Genomic DNA, 16,956 nt, shown 5'->3' on the forward strand with positions numbered 1-16,956 from the left:
GCCCGCCAGCGCCGAGACGGGGGCACCGGCCGGGCCTCACCCAGCGTGACATCCCCGTGTCCCCGCATGTCACGGGCCTGGTACCGTCCCGGCCAACGGCTGAACTCCCCTGGTCCGCCGCGTACGTTACTTCGCTGAGAGGTTGGAGCATGACGGACGACGCCGCAGCAGCACGGGCCGCTGCCGAGGAGAAGTCGGCCCTCTCCCACGCGCCCGTCGAACCCGACGCCACCGCTGCCTACGGCGACCACCCCGACCAGGTGATCGACTTCTACGTGCCCCGCGCGCAGGGCGGCCCGGGCGGGCCCGCCCCGGTGGTGGCCGTGCTGCACGGCGGTGCCTGGCGAGGTCCGTACGACCGGCGCCACATCAGCCCCTTCGCAGCCTTCCTGGCCCGACGCGGGTTCGCCGTGGCCAATGTCGAGTACCGGCGCGGGGGCGACGGCACCTCCGTCGCGGGCCGCTGGCCCGACACGTTCGACGACGTCGCCGCCGCGCTGGACGCCCTCCCGGCGCTCGTGGGTGAGCTCCTGCCGCAGGCCGATCCGCGCCGCACGGTGCTGACCGGTCACTCGGCGGGCGGGCACCTCGCGCTGTGGGGCGCCGCCCGGCACGTCCTGCCGGCCGGCTCGCCCTGGCGCGGCGGTGGCTCGGCGACCCTGCGCGGCGTGGTCGCCCTGGCCCCGATCGCGGACTTCGCGGTCGCCGACAAGCTGGACGTCTGCGACGGTGCGGTACGCCAACTCCTGGGCGGCGACGAGCACTTCGCCGAGCGGCAGGCGCTGACGGACCCGGCGCTGCTGCTGCCGACCGGCATCGCCACCACCCTCGTCCAGGGCCGCGCCGACCTGGACGTGCCGCAGATGGTCGCCGAGTCCTTCGCGGACGCGGCGGCGAAGGCGGGGGAGATGGTGGGTGTGACACTGCTGGAGGACGTGGGGCACTTCCCGCTCATCGACCCGGCGGCGGACGCGTGCGCGGTGGTGGCGGAGGAGATCGCGCAACTGGCCTGGTAGCGGGCCTGTCGTGGCCGTCCCCGGTCATACCCCTAGTACTTGAGAGCTACCCCGCAGGTGAGTCCCCCGGCGGGACGCGGACGACGGCTCGCGCTCCGTAACTTCCCTTCCACGCAGCCCCGATGGCCGGGCGCGCTGGAGGGGGACGACCGTGGGATGCGCAGCGAAGGCCTGCCGTGACGACGCCGTGGGGTGCGCGGCGAAGGCCCGCCGTGCCGATGCCGCGGGCTGCGCCGAGAAGGTCCGCCGCTGTGACGACGCCGTGGGGCGCGCCGCGATGGTCCGCCGTGACGATGTCGTGGGGTGCGCCGCGAAGTCCCGACGTGACGACGCCGTGGGCTGCGCCGAGAAGGTCCGCTGTGACGACGCCGCGGGGCGCGCGAAAGCCTGCCTCGACGATGCCTTGGGGGGCGTCGCGAAAGCCTGCCTCGACGACGCCGTAGGGCGTGCGGCGAAGGTCCGTCGTGACCACAAGGCGCGGCGCTCCCGTGCCGGGCGGTGGTGTCGGGCCGTGCTCGCCGCCCTCGTCACCGCCGCGGTGGTGTTCCCGCTGTCCGCCGCCGCGCGGCCGGAGATACCCGCACCGGCCCCCGCCGTCCTCGCCCCGCTCGACGCCTCGACACTCGACGAGGCCTACGCGGCCAACCGCGCCAACGCCGCCGAGGCGGCCCGCATGGCCGCCGCCCACCACGACCGGGACCGGGCCGCGGCGGACCGCCGACTGGCCTCCCCCGGCCGGCAGTTGCTCGCGTTCGACGGCCGCGGCTCCGGCCGCGTGACGGAGGTGCTGGGCGACCTCGCCCGGGCCGACCGCGTCGCCGTGTTGGTCCCCGGTTCCGACACCGGCATCGACACCTACGGCCGGTTCCACGCGGCGGCCGCCGCCCTGCACGCACGGCTCGTGCGGCAGACCCCGAAGGGCACGCGCACGGCGGTCGTGGCCTGGCTGGGCTACGAGACGCCGGGCACGTTCAGCACGACGGTCACCACGACCGGCCGGGCGGACGAGGCCGCCCCGCACCTGCGGGCGCTCGTGAGGCAGCTGCGGGCCGTCGCCGGCCGCGAGACGCACGTGGCGCTGCTGTGCCACTCCTACGGCTCGGTCGTGTGCGCACGGGCCGCCCCCCATCTCGCCGTCGACGACATCGCGCTCGTCGGCAGCCCCGGCACCGGCGCCGGCTCCGCAGCCTCCCTGCACACCCGGGCCCGCGTCTGGGCGGCGCGCGGCGGCGACGACTGGGTGGAGAACGTCCCGCACCTCAGCGCGGACCTGTTCGGCACCACCGTCGGCTTCGGCACCGACCCCGTCTCCCCGGCCTTCCGCGCCCGCGTCTTCGCGGCCGGCGACGGCGGCCACAGCGACTACTTCCGGCCCGGCTCGACCTCCCTGACCAACCTGGCCCGGATCGTCCTGGGCGAGAGGAAGGCGGTGACCCATGACTGACCTCCGCGTACGAGACGTCCGCGGCCGGCTGCGACGCGGTGCGCGGCGGGTCGGCGCGGCCACCCCGCCCGGCCGCGACCGGGCGGTGGACGCCCTGCGGGCCGCCGCCGTCCTCGGCGTCGTCCTCGGACACTGGCTGGTCACGGCCCTGGTCGCCGACAGCGGCACCCTGCGCACGGCCAGCCCCCTGCAGCACCTGCCCTGGCTCGCGCCCGTCTCCTGGCTGTTCCAGACCCTCGCCGTGTTCTTCCTGGTCGGCGGGCACGTCGCCACCCGGGGACACGCCTCGGCCCGCGCCCGGGGCATCCCGTACCGCAGCTGGCTGGCGGGCCGTCTGGCCCGGCTGGGCAGGCCGGTCCTGGCCGTCCTCGGGCTGTGGACGGTCGCCGCGACGGCACTGCTGCTGTCGGGCGCGGAGTTCGGCACGGTCCGCACGCTGGTGAAACTGGCCCTGTCCCCATTGTGGTTCCTCGTGGTGTTCGCCGTCCTGACGGCGGCGACCCCGCTGCTGGCCCGGCTCAACCCGCTGTGGCCGCTGGCCGTCGTCCTCCACGTGGACCTGCTGCGCTTCGGCCTCGGCGGCCCGGACTGGCTCGGCTGGGTGAACGTGATCGCGGGCTGGCTCGTGCCGTACACCCTGGGCGCGGCCTGGACCCGGGGCGAACTGGAACGCCCGCGCGCGGGCTGGATCCTCTTCGGTGCGGGGGCGGCGGCGACCGCGGCGCTCGTGGCGTGGGCGGGCTACCCCGCGTCGATGGTGGGCGTCCCGGGCGAGGGCGTGTCCAACCTGGACCCGCCGACACTGGCCGTCGTCACCTTCGGTCTGGCCCAGTGCGGGATCGCCCTGCTGCTGCGCGAGCGGCTGCGGCGGGCGATGCGCCGGCCGGTGGCCTGGGCGGCGGTGGCGCTGGTCAACCTCTCGGCGATGACCGTCTTCCTCTGGCACCAGACGGCCCTGATGGCCACGACCGCCACCGGCCTCCTCGCGGGCCGGCTCCCCGGGCTGCACACCCCGCCCGACGGCCTGGGCTGGATCGGGGCCCGGCTGCTGTGGCTGCCCGTGTTCGCCGCGGCCCTGGCCGTCTGCTGGGCCGCCTTCCGTTTCCTGGAGCGGGGCAGGGGCGGGGGCGGGGTCGAGGGCGGGGGCCCGGACCGCCGGTCGCGGGTGGTGCGCGAGCACCGTCCGTCCGACCGGGGGACGACGGCGACGGCGCGCCATGTCTAGGCTGGGCCGGGTGAGGGACACGGGGGTGGGCCGCGCGCTGCGAGCGCGCGTCACGGGGTGGCTGCGCGTGCTGCGCGCGGACCTGTGGACCGTCCGGGTGGATCCGCTGCCGCCCTCCACCTGGCTGCGCTGGCTGCCGCACGGGATCGTGTGCCTGGCGGCGTTCGGGGTGACGGTCGGCGGCGCCGGCGACATGACCGACAACGGCCATCTGGCCGCCGGCTCGGCCCTGTTGATCGCGGGCGCGCAGGGCGGCGCCATGGTCCTGGGCCTGTGGCGGCCGGTGCCGGCGTGGTGGCTGTCCCTGGGCGCGTTCCTGGTGGGCGCCGTGGCGGTGCGCGGCCGGCTCGGCTTCGACCCGGAGACCTACACCTGGCCCTGGACCGCGGCCGGCCTGATCGCCGAGATGTTCGTGCTGCTGCTGCTCGCGCTGCGGGTCCCCACCCGCGCCGCGACGGCGGCCCTGGCCCTGACCGCGCTGCTCACCTACGTGCTGGAGAGCCTGCGGGGCGCCGCGCGGTACGACACCACCGGCGTGCTCGCCCTGTCCCTGTTCACCGTCGTGGTGATAGTCGGCACCGCCCTGCGCGGCCGCCGCGAGGCCCGGGCCCAGCTCGTCGAACAGACCACGCTCACCGCCGAGGAACGCACCCGCCGCACGCTGCTGGAGGAGCGCAGCCGTATCGCCCGGGAGCTGCACGACGTGGTGGCCCACCACATGTCGGTCATCTCCATCCAGGCGCAGGTCGCCCCGCACCTCGTGCAGGACCCGCCCGACGAGCTCAAGGAGAACCTCGCCGGCATCCGGCAGAACGCGCTGGAGGCACTGACGGAACTGCGCCGTGTGCTGGGCGTGCTGCGCGCGGAGCACCCCGGGCCGGGGGAGTCCGCCGCCCCGGGCGACACGACCGGCGCGCACACCCCGCAGCCCACGCTCGACCGGCTCGACACGCTGGTGGAGAACACCCGGGCCGCCGGCCGCGAGGTCCTGACCGAGATCAACGGTGAGCGGCGTCCCCTGCCGCCCGGGGTGGAGCTGTCGGCGTACCGGATCGTGCAGGAGGCGCTCAGCAACGCCCTGCGGCACGCGCCCGGCGCGCGCATCACCGTCCGGCTCACCTACGAGGCGGACGGCCTGGAGGTGGAGGTGGTCAACGGCCGCCCCACCGCGCCTCCGCCGCCGTCGACCGGGGCGGGACACGGGCTGCTCGGCATGCGCGAGCGCGTGGCGATGCTCGGCGGCACCATGACGGCCCACCCGTGGCACTGGGACGGCTTCAAGGTCACCGCCTTCCTCCCGGACACCCCGCCCGCCGACGCCCCGGGCACCGACCGCAGCGCGGACCGCATCACCGGCCGCGTCACCGACCGCGTCACCGACCGCGAGGGAAGGACCCCATGACGAGCGGCACCGGCGACCCCATCCGGGTCCTCATCGTCGACGACCAGGGCATGGTCCGGCAGGGCTTCACCGTGCTGCTCGGCACCCAGCCCGACATAGAGGTCGTCGGCGAGGCCCGGGACGGCGAGGAGGCCGTCGCCAAGGCCGCCGAGACCGCTCCGGACGTCGTCCTCATGGACATCCGCATGCCCGGCGTCGGCGGCATCGAGGCCACCGAGCGCATCACCGCCGCGCACCCGCAGATCCGGGTGCTGGTGCTGACCACCTTCGACCTCGACGAGTACGTGTACGACGCGCTGCGCGCCGGGGCCTCCGGGTTCCTGCTGAAGGACGCCTCGTCGGAGCAGCTCGCCGAGGCGGTCCGGGTGGTGGCGGCCGGGGAGGCGCTGCTCGCCCCGGTGATCACGCGCAAGCTGATCGCCGAGTTCTCCCGGCTGGACGGCAGACCCCGGGCCCCGCTGAAGGAGCGCGTCGGCGACCTCACCGAGCGGGAGACGGAGGTGCTCGCCCTGATCGCGCAGGGCCTGTCCAACGCGGAGATCGCCCGGCACCTGTTCGTGGCGGAGCAGACGGTGAAGACGCACGTGGGCCGGATCCTGGTGAAGCTGGGCCTCAGGGACCGCACGCAGGCGGCGGTGTTCGCGTACGAGTCGGGGCTGGTGCGGCCGTCGGGGTACTGAGGGACGCGGGCTAGTGCTGACGGACGGGCCGGTGTTGACGGACGCGCCGGTGTTGACGGACGGCCGGTGTTGACGGACGGCCGGTGCCGACGGACAGACCGGTGCTGACGGACGGGCCGGTGCCGACCGTGCTGACCGCCGGCCCCCGTAGTACCTGAGAGGGACCCCGCGGAACCCCTCTCACTGGGGACGACCACGACCGGGGCCGACGCCTACCGTTCTGTACGTGACCGAGACGACTCACCTGCAGACCACGCCGCCGGGGAGCGGGGCCAAGCCGCGCAGCCCGGAGTTCCGGCTGGCCGCGAACGCCCTGCGCGGACTGCGGCAGGACCTGATACACGACGCGTTCGCCTACCGCCTGCTGCCACGCATGCGCGTCGACGGCCCCCTGACCAGGCGGCTGCCCGGGCGCCTGCGCGAGTACGCGGCCTGGACACCGCACGCGGTGATCTGCGCGATCGCCCTGCTCACCCTGGCCATCGCCACGGTCGACCAAGGCGTGGCCCTGATGCTCGGGCTGCTCGCCGTGGTCCCGGTGCTGCTGACCATGGTCCGGCCGGTCGGCGCGTTCTGGCTGTCCATGGCGGCCACCCCGCTCGCGATACCGTTCGGCGACACATGGGGCGACTGGCCCTGGCTGCCGGGCAGCTTCGCATGCCACCTGTCGGTGCTGACGATCGTGGCCCTGCGCACCAGGCCGCGCACGGCCGCCTGGATGTGGGCGCTGACCGCGCTCTACGGCACCCTGGTCATGACGCTCATCGGCTCTGCAGGCCGCTTCGGCATCAACCTCGGCCCGATGCTGGTCGTCTCCGCGCTCGTCCTTCTCGCCGTCACCGTCTGGCACGTCCGGCGGGACGCGGAGCAGGAGGTCACCGCCCAGCAGACGGTCACCGCGCACGAGCGGTCCCGGCGCACGCTGCTGGAGGAGCGCACCACCATCGCCCGCGAGCTGCACGACGTGGTGGCGCACCACATGTCGGTCGTCGCCATCCAGGCGGAGGCCGCGCCGTACCGGGTGGAGAACCCGCCGCCGGAGCTGGAGAAGGCGTTCGCCACGATCCGGGAGAACGCGGTCGCGGCACTGACCGAGCTGCGCCGCGTCCTGGGCGTCGTCCGCGCCGAGGACTACGAGGCCCCGGACGCCCCGCAGCCCACCCTCGCCGACCTGGACAGGCTGCTGGCCAATGTGCGGGAGGCAGGGCTCGGCGTGGAGAAGGCCGTGACCGGGGCGGTGCGGGAGCTGCCGCAGGGCGTGGAGCTGTCGGCGTACCGGATCGTCCAGGAAGCGCTGAGCAACAGCCTGCGGCACGCCCCGGGCGCGACGGCCCGGGTGGAGATCGGATACGTCCTTGGCGGCCTGGGCCTGCGCATAGTCAACGGCCCGCCGCCGAACCCGAGCCTGATCAAGCCCTCGCCCGGCGCCGGGCACGGCATCACCGGCATGCGCGAGCGCGTGGCGATGCTGAGCGGCGAGATGACGGCGGGCGGCACGGAGGACGGAGGCTACGAGGTGACGGTGTTCCTGCCGGTCTCCCTGCCGGACGAGGGTGAGGCATGACCATCCGCGTACTGATCGCGGACGACCAGATGATGGTGCGCGAAGGCTTCTCGGTCCTGCTGAACGCGATGCCGGACATCGAGGTCGTCGGCGAGGCGGTGAACGGCCGGGAGGCCGTGGCCAAGGTCCGCGAGCTGGGCCCGGACGTCGTGCTGATGGACATCCGCATGCCCGAGCTGAACGGCATCGAGGCGACCCGCGAGATCGTCGCCGCCGACGGCGCGGCGAAGGTGCTGGTGCTCACGACGTTCGACCTCGACGAGTACGTCTACCAGGCGCTGCGCGCCGGCGCCTCCGGCTTCCTCCTCAAGGACGCCTCGGCCCGGCAGCTCGCGGACGGGGTGCGCGTCGTGGCCTCCGGGGAGGCGCTGCTGGCCCCCTCGGTGACCCGGCGCCTGATCACCGAGTTCTCCAAGCTGTCCGAGAGGCCGCGCCTGCTGCCCTCCGCCCAGGCGGCCTACGGCGATCTCACCGAGCGGGAGACGGAGGTGCTCGTGCTGATCGCACAGGGCCTGTCGAACTCGGAGATCGCCGAGCGGCTGGTGGTGGCCGAGTCGACGATCAAGACGCACGTCAGCCGGATCCTGGTGAAGCTGGGCCTCAGGGACCGCACACAGGCGGCGGTGTTCGCCTACGAGGCACGGCTGGTGACGCCGGGGTGACGCGGGGTGCCGCCCCTGGTCAGAGTGGGGGGAGCCGGGCTAGCGTCCGTTCATGGCAGCTGTTTCCGATCTCGGCTTCGACCCGTGGGACCCGGCCTTCCTCGCCGACCCGTACCCCGCCTACGCCGAGCTGCGTGCCCGGGGCCGCGTGCACTGGTTCGAGCCCACCGGCCAGTGGCTGGTCCCGCACCACGCGGACGTGTCGGCGCTGCTGCGCGACCGGCGCCTCGGCCGGACATACCAGCACCGCTTCAGCCACGAGGAGTTCGGCCGCACCCCGCCCCCGCCGGAGCACGAGCCGTTCCACACGCTCAACGACCACGGCATGCTCGACCTGGAGCCGCCGGACCACACCCGCATCCGCCGCCTGGTGTCGAAGGCGTTCACCCCGCGCACGGTGGAGCGGCTGAAGCCGTACGTGCGGGGCCTGGCCGACGAGCTCGCCGCGGCCCTGGTCGAGCGGGGCGGCGGGGACCTGCTGAAGGACGTCGCCGAGCCGCTCCCGGTGGCGGTGATCGCGGAGATGCTCGGCATCCCCGAGTCCGACCGGGCCCCGCTGCGCCCCTGGTCGGCGGACATCTGCGGGATGTACGAGCTGAATCCGTCGCGGGAGACGGCGGCGCGGGCGGTCCGGGCGTCGGTGGAGTTCTCCGACTACCTGCGCGCACTGATCGCGGCCCGCCGCAAGGAGCCGGGCGAGGACCTCGTCTCGGGCCTGATCGCGGCGCACGACGAGGGCGACCGGCTCACCGAGCAGGAGATGATCTCCACCTGCGTCCTGCTGCTCAACGCGGGCCACGAGGCGACGGTGAACGCCACGGTCAACGGCTGGTACGCCCTCTTCCGCAACCCCGCCCAGCTGGAGCGGCTGCGTGCCGACCACACGCTCGTCCCCTCGGCGGTCGAGGAGCTGATGCGCTACGACACCCCGCTGCAGCTCTTCGAGCGCTGGGTGCTGGAGGACATCGAGATCGGCGGCACGACGATCCCGCGCGGAGCGGAGATCGCCCTGCTCTTCGGCTCGGCCAACCACGACCCGGAGGTCTTCGCCGACCCTGGCCGCCTCGACCTCGCCCGCGCCGACAACCCGCACATCTCCTTCAGCGCCGGCATCCACTACTGCATCGGCGCGCCCCTGGCCCGTATCGAGCTGGCGGCGTCGATGGGGGCGCTGCTGGAGAAGGCGCCGGCACTCCGGCTCGCCGCCGAGCCGCAGCGGAAACCGAACTTCGTGATCAGAGGCCTGGAGGGCCTGAACGTCGAGGTGGACTGACCTCGACAGGTTGATCACGGGGGCGTGCTGAGCGGGCCGCGTGGGCCCAGTGTCCTGAGCGGACCCGGCGGACCCGCGGGACCTGGCGGACCCCTGGGACCCGGCCCGCCGGACCTGCGAGACCTGGCCCGTGGGACCCGGCGGACCCGGCAGGCGCTGAGCGGCGAACCGAGTGAGCTGGGCGGGCCGGCTCAGCCCGGCCCGGCCGGCTTGGTGAGCCAAGCGGGCCGAGTGACCGGCCTGCCCGTCACGTCGACAGGTCCCTCCTGCGCAGCCCGGTCAGTCCCGCGGCCACCAGGGCCGCCGCCAGTGCCGTCAGCGTGCCCACCGGCCCCCAGGCCATCGTCCCGCCCGGCAGCTTCGGCAGGTGACCGAACGGCGAGAGGTCCAGCACCGCCTGCGGCACGTCCAGAGCGGGGCCGACCCAGCCGAGCAGCAGTACCGCCCCGGCGACGCCCCAGGCCGCCGTCGCCGCCCGGGGCAGCATGCCGTGCAGCAAGACCGTCACCCCGCCGATCACCCACACCGCCGGGAGCTGCACCAGGCAGGCGGCCAGGACCGGCCCGGTCTGCCTGCCGTGGCCGACGGCGAGGCCGAGGCCGGCCAGGAGCATGATCAGCGCGGCTCCGCCGAAGGCGATGACCAGGTGGCCGGCGGCCCAGCGCAGGCGGCCCACCGCGTTCGCCAGGACCGGTTCCGCCCGGCCCGAGGTCTCCTCGCCGTGCAGGCGGAGCACCGAGGCGACGATGTACAGGGCCGCGACCAGCCCGAGCATGCCGGCCATCGACGCCAGGAACGCGTCGGTCAGGCCGGACCGGCCGCCCATCCGCTCGATGACGCGCCGGGCGTTGTCGTTGTCGCCGACCAGGTCCGCCACGCTCTCGGTCATGCCGCCGTAGACCACACCGGCGAGGAAGAAGCCGATGCCCCAGCCGAGCACGCCGCCCCGCTGCAGCCGCCAGGCCAGTGCGCCCGCGCTGCCCAGGCGGCCGGTCGCCGGACCGGGCCGGGTCGGCAGGAAGCTCATGCCGATGTCGCGGCGGCCGGCCAGGACGTAGGCCGCCGTCCCCTGGAGCAGCACGGACGCGGCCGGCAGCGCCAGCACCCACCAGCGTTCGCCCGCGTAGGGGCGCAGGTTCTCCAGCCAGCCCAGCGGTGACAGCCAGGTGAGCACCGAGGAACCGTCGTCGGTCGCCGAGTCGCCCGCCGCGCGCAACACGAACGCGGCGCCCAGCACCGCCGCCGTCAGCCCACGGGCCAGCCGCGCGCTCTCGGTCAGCTGCGCCACGATCGCCGCCGTCGTGGCGAAGACCATCCCGACGCCCGCGATGCCGGCGCCGAGAGCGAACGCCCCGGTCACTCCCTGACCGGCCAGACCGGCCGTCAGCAGCAGGGCCAGGGCCCCGTTGGCGACCGCCGCCGTCAGCAGCGCGGCCGTCAGGGAGGCCCGGCGGCCCACCATCCCGGACGCGATCAGCTCCTGACGGCCGCTCTCCTCCTCGTCCCGGGTGTGCCGCACGACGACCAGCAAGCCCAGGACGGCGGCGAGGACACCGGCGTAGACGCCGACCCGCCAGGCCGTCAGGGCGCCCAGGGAGTCGCCGAAGACCGGGCCGACCATGGCGCGCAGCGAGGAGTTGGTCTCCATCTGGCGGATCAGTCCGGCCCGCTCGGCAGGGGTGCCGTACAGGCCCTCCAGGGTGCCCGGCATGGACAGGACCATGAGCGCGTTCACCCCGGTCCACACGGGGATCATCAGCCGGTCGCGGCGCAGCGCGAACCGCAGCAGTGTGGTGGTCCCGGTCAGCTGCCGGGTGCCGCCGGAGCGGACCGCGAGGGTCGTCATCGGACGGCCGCCTCGTCCTGGTAGTGGCGCAGGAACAGTTCTTCCAGCGTGGGCGGCGTCGAGGTCAGCGACCGCACGCCCGACGCGGTCAGCGAGCGCAGGACGCCGTCCAGCCGGTCGGTGTCGACCTGGAGCCGGACGCGGCGCCCCCGCACGTCGAGGTCGTGCACGCCGGGCAGGCCCGCCAGCCCGTTCGGCGGGCCCGCGAGTTCGGCGACGACGCTGGTGCGGGTCAGATGGCGCAGATCGGCGAGGGACCCGCTCTCGACGGTGCGGCCCTTGCGGATGATGCTCACCCGGTCGCACAGCTCCTCCACCTCGCTGAGGATGTGGGAGGAGAGCAGGACGGTACGGCCCCGGTCGCGCTCCTCGGCGACGCACCGCTGGAAGACCTCCTCCATCAGCGGGTCCAGGCCCGAGGTCGGCTCGTCCAGGATCAGCAGGTCGACGTCCGAGGCGAACGCGGCGACCAGGGCGACCTTCTGGCGGTTGCCCTTGGAGTAGGTGCGGCCCTTCTTGGTGGGGTCGAGCTCGAACCGCTCGACCAGCTCCGCCCGGCGCCGGGGATCGAGGCCCCCGCGCAGGCGGCCGTAGAGGTCGATGACCTCGCCGCCGGAGAGGTTGCGCCACAGTGTCACGTCGCCGGGGACGTAGGCGATGCGGCGGTGCACCTCCACCGCGTCCGACCACGGGTCGCGGCCCAGTACCCGCGCGGCACCGGAGTCGGCGCGCAGCAGGCCGAGCAGGACGCGGATGGCGGTGGACTTGCCGGCGCCGTTGGGGCCGAGGAAGCCGTGGACCTCGCCGGAGGCAACCTCCAGGTCCAGTCCGTCGAGCGCGTGCGTCCGTCCGAAGGACTTGTGCAGTCCGGAGACGGTGATGGCCTTCGTCATGCCGGCGAAGTTACGCTTACTTCAGAAATTTGTGAAGTTAAGAAAGCGTATGAATCGCGGATAGGGTGAGCCGCATGACGGAATCAGCCGGTGGCGGCCGGGACGTGGAGGCGGTGTCGAGGTTCGTCGAGTCCTTCGCGGCGCAGCTCGTCGAGGCCGGGATGGCGCGGATGCCCGCCCGGGTCTTCGCCGCGCTGCTCTCCTCCGACAAAGGCGTGCTGACCTCCGCCGAGCTGAGCGAACAGCTCCGGATCAGCCCCGCGGCGGTGTCCGGGGCGGTGCGCTACCTGGCCCAGACGCACATGGTGTCGCGCGAGCGGGAGCCTGGCTCGCGACGGGAGCGCTACCGGGTGCACGGCGACCAGTGGTACGAGGCCCTGACCAACCGGGAAGCCGTCATCAAGCGCTGGGAGAGCGCCCTGCGTGAGGGCGTCGCCAGCCTCGGCCCCGACACGCCCGCCGGCCGTCGGATGGCCGAGACGCTGGCGTTCTTCGAGTTCGTCGAGGTCGAGGTCGTGGCGATGATGGAACGCTGGCGCGCCCACCGGGAGAAGACGTTCGGCCCGGACCGGGGCTGAGACCGGGTCCGAGACCTGGGCCGAGTCCGAGCCCGCGCCCCGCGAGTCACGCCCCCGGTGGCAAGGTCAGCCCCCACGCCCCTTCCCTCACCACCCACGTGCGGGTCCGCACCGGGCCCGACACCACCGCGTCCGCGCGGTAGCGGAAGTGCGCGCCCGAGACGGTCACCGTCCGGCCCTCCGCGAGCAGGGGCGAGGCCTCCGCCCCCACCGACACCGGCCTGACCTCCACCGACGCGGTCCCGTCGGCGCCCGGTGCCACCGACACCGCCTCCACCGGCTGGTCGAGGTCGACGAGGGTCTCCCCGTCCACCTCGACCCGCAGCCGGGACGGCCCGGGCCCGGGCTCGGCGGCGAGCCGGGACGGGCGGGCGGCCGGCACCAGCGTGCGGACCAGGGACTGGCAGGTGCGCAGCCAGGGGCGGCCCGGATCGGCGGCCTCGGGCTCCGCCTCCTGCGGCGCGGCCGTCACCGGCGGTATGCGCAACGCGCCGAGCACCACCCCGTCGCTGTCGTCGACCAGCAGGTCCATCCGCCGCTCCGCACCGTCCAGCACGGCCCGGGCCGCCGCCACCGTCCCCGTCGGCACCCCGAGCGACCTCGCCAGGGAGAGCGCGCCGCCGACGGGCACCACCGACAGTGCACATCCGGCCAGCTCCCGGTGCCGGTGCAGCAGCGCCACCGCGCGGATCAGGGCCCGGTCGTCGCCCACCACCACCGGGCGCCGCGAGCCCCGGCGGCGCAGTGCCCGCGCGAACTCCTCCGGGTCGTCCGGCAGGCACACCTTCATCGACGCACCCGCTCCGAGCACGTCTTTCGCGATCCGTACGGACTCGCCGTCCGACCGACGGGCGACCGGGTCGACCACCACCAGCAGCTGCTCGGACGTCGCGGAAGTCGCCACCTCGGCCATGCCTCGCTTCCTCGGGTAGCATCTTTGTGCAAGAGCCCCTTGCGCTATTGCGCCAGGGGCTTCGTCTATTCCGGGGCATCCGGTCCGACGGTTGGCGGCCAACGGCGGTCGCGGTGCACGCGGCTGCTCAAGCTCCGCGTTCGCCCTCGACCATGGACATGCCCCGCCCGGAAGGGGTGTACGCGCGTGCCCGCACTTGTGCTGCTCGGTGCTCAGTGGGGTGACGAAGGCAAGGGAAAGGCGACGGACCTGCTAGGCGGATCCGTCGACTACGTGGTGCGTTACCAGGGCGGTAACAACGCAGGCCACACGGTGGTCGTGGGCGACCAGAAGTACGCCCTCCACCTCCTCCCTTCCGGAATCCTGTCCCCCGGCTGCACGCCGGTCATCGGCAACGGCGTCGTCGTCGACCCGTCGGTCCTGTTCTCCGAGCTGAACGGGCTGAACGAGCGAGGCGTCGACACGTCCAAGCTCCTGATCAGCGGTAACGCGCACATCATCACGCCGTACAACGTGACGGTGGACAAGGTGACCGAGCGCTTCCTCGGCAAGCGGAAGATCGGCACCACCGGACGCGGTATCGGCCCGACCTACGCCGACAAGATCAACCGTGTCGGCATCCGGGTCCAGGACCTGTACGACGAGTCGATCCTGACGCAGAAGGTCGAGGCGGCCCTCGACGTCAAGAACCAGATGCTCACCAAGCTCTACAACCGGCGGGCCATCGCCGTGGAGCAGGTGGTCGAGGAGCTGCTGGGCTACGCCGACAAGCTCGCGCCCTACGTCGCCGACACCGTGCTGGTCCTCAACCAGGCGCTGGACGAGGACAAGGTCGTGCTGTTCGAGGGCGGGCAGGGCACCCTGCTCGACATCGACCACGGCACGTACCCCTTCGTCACCTCGTCGAACCCGACCGCGGGCGGCGCCTGCACGGGCGCGGGCGTGGGCCCGACGAAGATCAGCCGCGTGATCGGCATCCTCAAGGCGTACACGACCCGGGTCGGGGCCGGTCCCTTCCCGACCGAGCTGTTCGACGAGGACGGCGAGGCGCTGCGGCGCATCGGCGGCGAGCGCGGTGTCACCACCGGCCGTGACCGCCGCTGCGGCTGGTTCGACGCGGTCATCGCCCGCTACGCGACCCGCGTGAACGGCCTGACCGACTTCTTCCTCACCAAGCTCGACGTCCTCACCGGCTGGGAGCAGATCCCGGTCTGCGTCGCGTACGAGATCGACGGCAGGCGCGTGGAGGAACTGCCCTACTCGCAGACCGACTTCCACCACGCCAAGCCGGTCTACGAGATGCTCCCGGGCTGGAACGAGGACATCTCCAGGGCGAAGACCTTCGCCGACCTGCCGAAGAACGCCCAGGCGTACGTCAAGGCGCTGGAGGAGATGTCCGGCGCCCCGATCTCCGCGATCGGCGTGGGCCCGGGCCGGGACGAGACGATCGAGATCAACTCCTTCATCTAGCCCACGCTCCACCCTGATGTGCGCGCGTCCGCCGGCCGCCCCCGAGCTCACGGGGGCGGCCGGCGCCGTCCGTGAGGAGAGTCGCCGGGAACGGGCATAGGCTGAAATCCACACCCCTCACGTGCGTCGACGAGAAGAAGGTGAGTGCGATGCGCGTACTGCTCAAGGCCCGCATGGACACGGAGAAGGCCAACGAGGCCATCCGCAACGGCACCATGGGCAAGCTGCTCCAGGAGTCGCTGGAGCAGATCAAGCCGGAAGCGGCCTACTTCACCTCCGACCAGGGCAAGCGCACCGCCTACCTGGTCTTCGACATGCAGGACAGCTCGCAGATGCCGGTGCTCAGCGAGCCGTTCTTCCTCCACCTGGGCGCGGAGATCACCTACACGCCGGTGATGAACGTCGACGACGTGCAGAAGGGCCTGGCCCAGCTGGGCCGCTGACACGCCGGCTCAGCTGAAGACGATCATCGACCCCTGGGCCAGACTCCGGGTCACGGCCGCGTGCAGGCCGAGCCAGACATGCCGTTCGCGGGCGAAGGGGCTGGGGTCGTGCGGGGCCGGAACGGCGGGCTCCTCCAGCTCCGTCGGGGCGAGCGGCGGCTGCGGGGCCGCCGGCGGATTGGCCGGGTCGATGCCGATCGCGGGCGCGACCACCTCCAGCTCCCGCAGCAGCGCGTGCGAGGAGCCCAGCGGGCCGCCGCCCGCGAGGAGCTCGTCGTCGGCGAGCGGGCTGGGGAAGTCGACGGGGACGTACGCGCCCGCGTGGTCGTAGTGCCAGACCAGGTGGGACTGCTGGGCCGTCGACTCGAACATCTCCAGCAACTGCTCGTAGTCGCCGCCCAGTTCGTCCACCGGCGTCACCGGCAGGCCGCACACCTGGAGCAGATAGGCGCGGCGCAGGAAGTGCAGCGCGTCGTAGTCGAAGCCCGCGACCGGGGCGACGTCGCCCGACAGCCCCGGCATGTACTGGTACACCGGCACCGGCGGCAGCCCGGCCTCGGCGAGCACCTTGTTGTATTGCGCGAGTTCCTCGGCGAAGGGGTTGTCGGGCGTGTGGCACAACACGTCGACGAGCGGTACCAGCCACAGATCACAGGCCAAAGAAGGCTCCTCGCTCAGCGCGGTGGTCGGGTAGCACGGTGGTCGGGTAGCACGTGGTCAGGGAAGAGTAGCGGTGCGGCACGGTCACGGCGCCTGCCGTGCATGTCCCATACCCATACGAACAGCTGCGACGCGGGTCATCCGGAGGCAAGACGCTCGATCAGGGCGAGCGAGTGGGTGTTGTAGCCGGCGATGATCGCCCGGGCGGTGTCGGTGTCGCGGGCACTCAGGGCGTCGACCAGTTCGGTGTGGCCCGCCCACAGCTCGCCGCGCAGGTCGCTGAGCCGGCGCAGGTACTGCACCGCGCACACCCAGGTCCGCACGCGCAGCCGGTGCAGGAAGTCGCCCAGGTAGGGGTTGCCGAAGACCGCGGCGAGCTCGCGCCAGAAGCGCAGGTCGTAGCCGATGAGCACGGTCAGGTCACCGGCCGCGGCGGCCCGCTGGGCCTCCTCGCCGCGCCGCCGGACCCCGGTGAGGGTCGCCGCCACGCGGGGGTCGTCGGTCCGTATGGAGGCGCGCTGCCCGGTGAGCAGGGCGTGGAACATCCCCTCGATGACCAGGTCGCGGGCCTCGATCATGCCGCGGAAGTCCTCGACCGAGTACTCGTGGACCCGGAAGCCGCGGTGCTGGTCCGCCTCCAGCAGCCCTTGGGCGGAGAGGTCGACCAGCGCCTCCCGGACCGGTGTCGCGGAGACGCCGTACTGCTCGGCGATCTCCTTGACCGTGAACTCCTGGCCCGGCTGGAGCCGTCCGGCGAGCACCTCGTCACGAAGGGCGTCGGCGATCTGCTGGCGCAGGGTGCTGCGCATCACGGCGCCGGTGCCGGTGCTGCCGGGCATGGTCAGGGCGTCTCCTCGTCGCGTTCGGGTGGCGTGCGCGTATATGTC

16 protein-coding genes are annotated in these 16,956 nt (G+C 73.4%); 11 read left to right on the forward strand and 5 right to left on the reverse strand.

The features are described from left to right. Positions 1–149 precede the first annotated feature (149 nt). The 8 genes from CHR28_RS18010 (at position 150) to CHR28_RS18045 (ending at position 9,266) form a co-directional block, all read left to right on the forward strand. Complete coding sequence (locus tag CHR28_RS18010; protein WP_094054665.1) at positions 150–1,016, forward strand: alpha/beta hydrolase; 867 nt, start codon at positions 150–152, stop codon at positions 1,014–1,016. A 511-nt stretch (positions 1,017–1,527) separates the two neighbouring features. Further along, the gene (locus tag CHR28_RS18015; RefSeq protein WP_256984298.1) at positions 1,528–2,460 is read left to right on the forward strand and encodes an alpha/beta hydrolase family protein; all 933 of its coding nucleotides are present in this window, start codon (positions 1,528–1,530) and stop codon (positions 2,458–2,460) included. Then, complete coding sequence (locus tag CHR28_RS18020; protein ID WP_094054666.1) at positions 2,453–3,685, forward strand: acyltransferase family protein; 1,233 nt, start codon at positions 2,453–2,455, stop codon at positions 3,683–3,685. Before CHR28_RS18015 ends, CHR28_RS18020 begins: the two co-directional genes overlap by 8 nt. Beyond that, the gene (locus tag CHR28_RS18025; RefSeq protein WP_094054667.1) at positions 3,678–5,087 is read left to right on the forward strand and encodes a sensor histidine kinase; all 1,410 of its coding nucleotides are present in this window, start codon (positions 3,678–3,680) and stop codon (positions 5,085–5,087) included. The genes CHR28_RS18020 and CHR28_RS18025 overlap by 8 nt, the downstream gene beginning before the upstream one ends. After that, positions 5,084–5,767 (forward strand): response regulator, encoded by a 684-nt coding sequence (locus CHR28_RS18030; RefSeq protein ID WP_094054668.1) that lies wholly within the window; start codon positions 5,084–5,086, stop codon positions 5,765–5,767. Before CHR28_RS18025 ends, CHR28_RS18030 begins: the two co-directional genes overlap by 4 nt. 226 nt (positions 5,768–5,993) lie before the next feature. Further along, positions 5,994–7,331: a sensor histidine kinase gene (locus CHR28_RS18035; RefSeq protein ID WP_094054669.1), complete on the forward strand. Its 1,338-nt coding sequence runs from the start codon at positions 5,994–5,996 to the stop codon at positions 7,329–7,331. Then, positions 7,328–7,993 (forward strand): response regulator, encoded by a 666-nt coding sequence (locus CHR28_RS18040; protein ID WP_094054670.1) that lies wholly within the window; start codon positions 7,328–7,330, stop codon positions 7,991–7,993. The genes CHR28_RS18035 and CHR28_RS18040 overlap by 4 nt, the downstream gene beginning before the upstream one ends. A gap of 52 nt (positions 7,994–8,045) precedes the next feature. Next, complete coding sequence (locus CHR28_RS18045; protein WP_094054671.1) at positions 8,046–9,266, forward strand: cytochrome P450; 1,221 nt, start codon at positions 8,046–8,048, stop codon at positions 9,264–9,266. A gap of 247 nt (positions 9,267–9,513) precedes the next feature. Here the strand turns inward: CHR28_RS18045 and CHR28_RS18050 are convergent, their stop codons facing one another. Together CHR28_RS18050 and CHR28_RS18055 are read right to left on the reverse strand one after the other, a co-directional pair. Further along, complete coding sequence (locus tag CHR28_RS18050) at positions 9,514–11,112, reverse strand: ABC transporter permease (protein ID WP_094054672.1); 1,599 nt, start codon at positions 11,110–11,112, stop codon at positions 9,514–9,516. After that, a complete protein-coding gene (locus CHR28_RS18055; protein WP_094054673.1) occupies positions 11,109–12,005 on the reverse strand; it encodes an ABC transporter ATP-binding protein in 897 nt (298 codons plus the stop codon). The genes CHR28_RS18050 and CHR28_RS18055 overlap by 4 nt, the downstream gene beginning before the upstream one ends. Before the next feature lie 74 nt (positions 12,006–12,079). Between CHR28_RS18055 and CHR28_RS18060 the strand changes: the two genes are divergently transcribed. After that, on the forward strand, positions 12,080–12,583 hold the full coding sequence (locus tag CHR28_RS18060) for a GbsR/MarR family transcriptional regulator (protein ID WP_094054674.1): 504 nt from the start codon (positions 12,080–12,082) through the stop codon (positions 12,581–12,583). 46 nt (positions 12,584–12,629) lie between these two features. On the opposite strand, the gene CHR28_RS18065 is transcribed toward CHR28_RS18060, so the two are convergent. Continuing rightward, the gene (locus CHR28_RS18065) at positions 12,630–13,496 is read right to left on the reverse strand and encodes a diacylglycerol kinase family protein (RefSeq protein ID WP_094054675.1); all 867 of its coding nucleotides are present in this window, start codon (positions 13,494–13,496) and stop codon (positions 12,630–12,632) included. A gap of 186 nt (positions 13,497–13,682) precedes the next feature. On the opposite strand from CHR28_RS18065, the gene CHR28_RS18070 reads away from it, so the two are divergent. Then, the gene (locus CHR28_RS18070; RefSeq protein ID WP_094054676.1) at positions 13,683–14,966 is read left to right on the forward strand and encodes an adenylosuccinate synthase; all 1,284 of its coding nucleotides are present in this window, start codon (positions 13,683–13,685) and stop codon (positions 14,964–14,966) included. Between the two features lie 149 nt (positions 14,967–15,115). Further along, a complete protein-coding gene (locus tag CHR28_RS18075) occupies positions 15,116–15,409 on the forward strand; it encodes a hypothetical protein (protein WP_094054677.1) in 294 nt (97 codons plus the stop codon). Positions 15,410–15,418: 9 nt separating this feature from the next. Here CHR28_RS18075 and CHR28_RS18080 read toward each other — a convergent pair whose 3' ends face one another. Both CHR28_RS18080 and CHR28_RS18085 read right to left on the reverse strand, forming a co-directional pair. Next, complete coding sequence (locus CHR28_RS18080; RefSeq protein ID WP_094054678.1) at positions 15,419–16,069, reverse strand: hypothetical protein; 651 nt, start codon at positions 16,067–16,069, stop codon at positions 15,419–15,421. Positions 16,070–16,206: 137 nt separating this feature from the next. Beyond that, positions 16,207–16,908, reverse strand: coding sequence for a GntR family transcriptional regulator (locus tag CHR28_RS18085; RefSeq protein ID WP_094054679.1), 702 nt, complete (start codon positions 16,906–16,908; stop codon positions 16,207–16,209). Positions 16,909–16,956: the final 48 nt, after the last annotated feature.

The organism is Streptomyces sp. XY006, from assembly GCF_002237655.1.
Classification (GTDB): domain Bacteria; phylum Actinomycetota; class Actinomycetes; order Streptomycetales; family Streptomycetaceae; genus Streptomyces; species Streptomyces levis.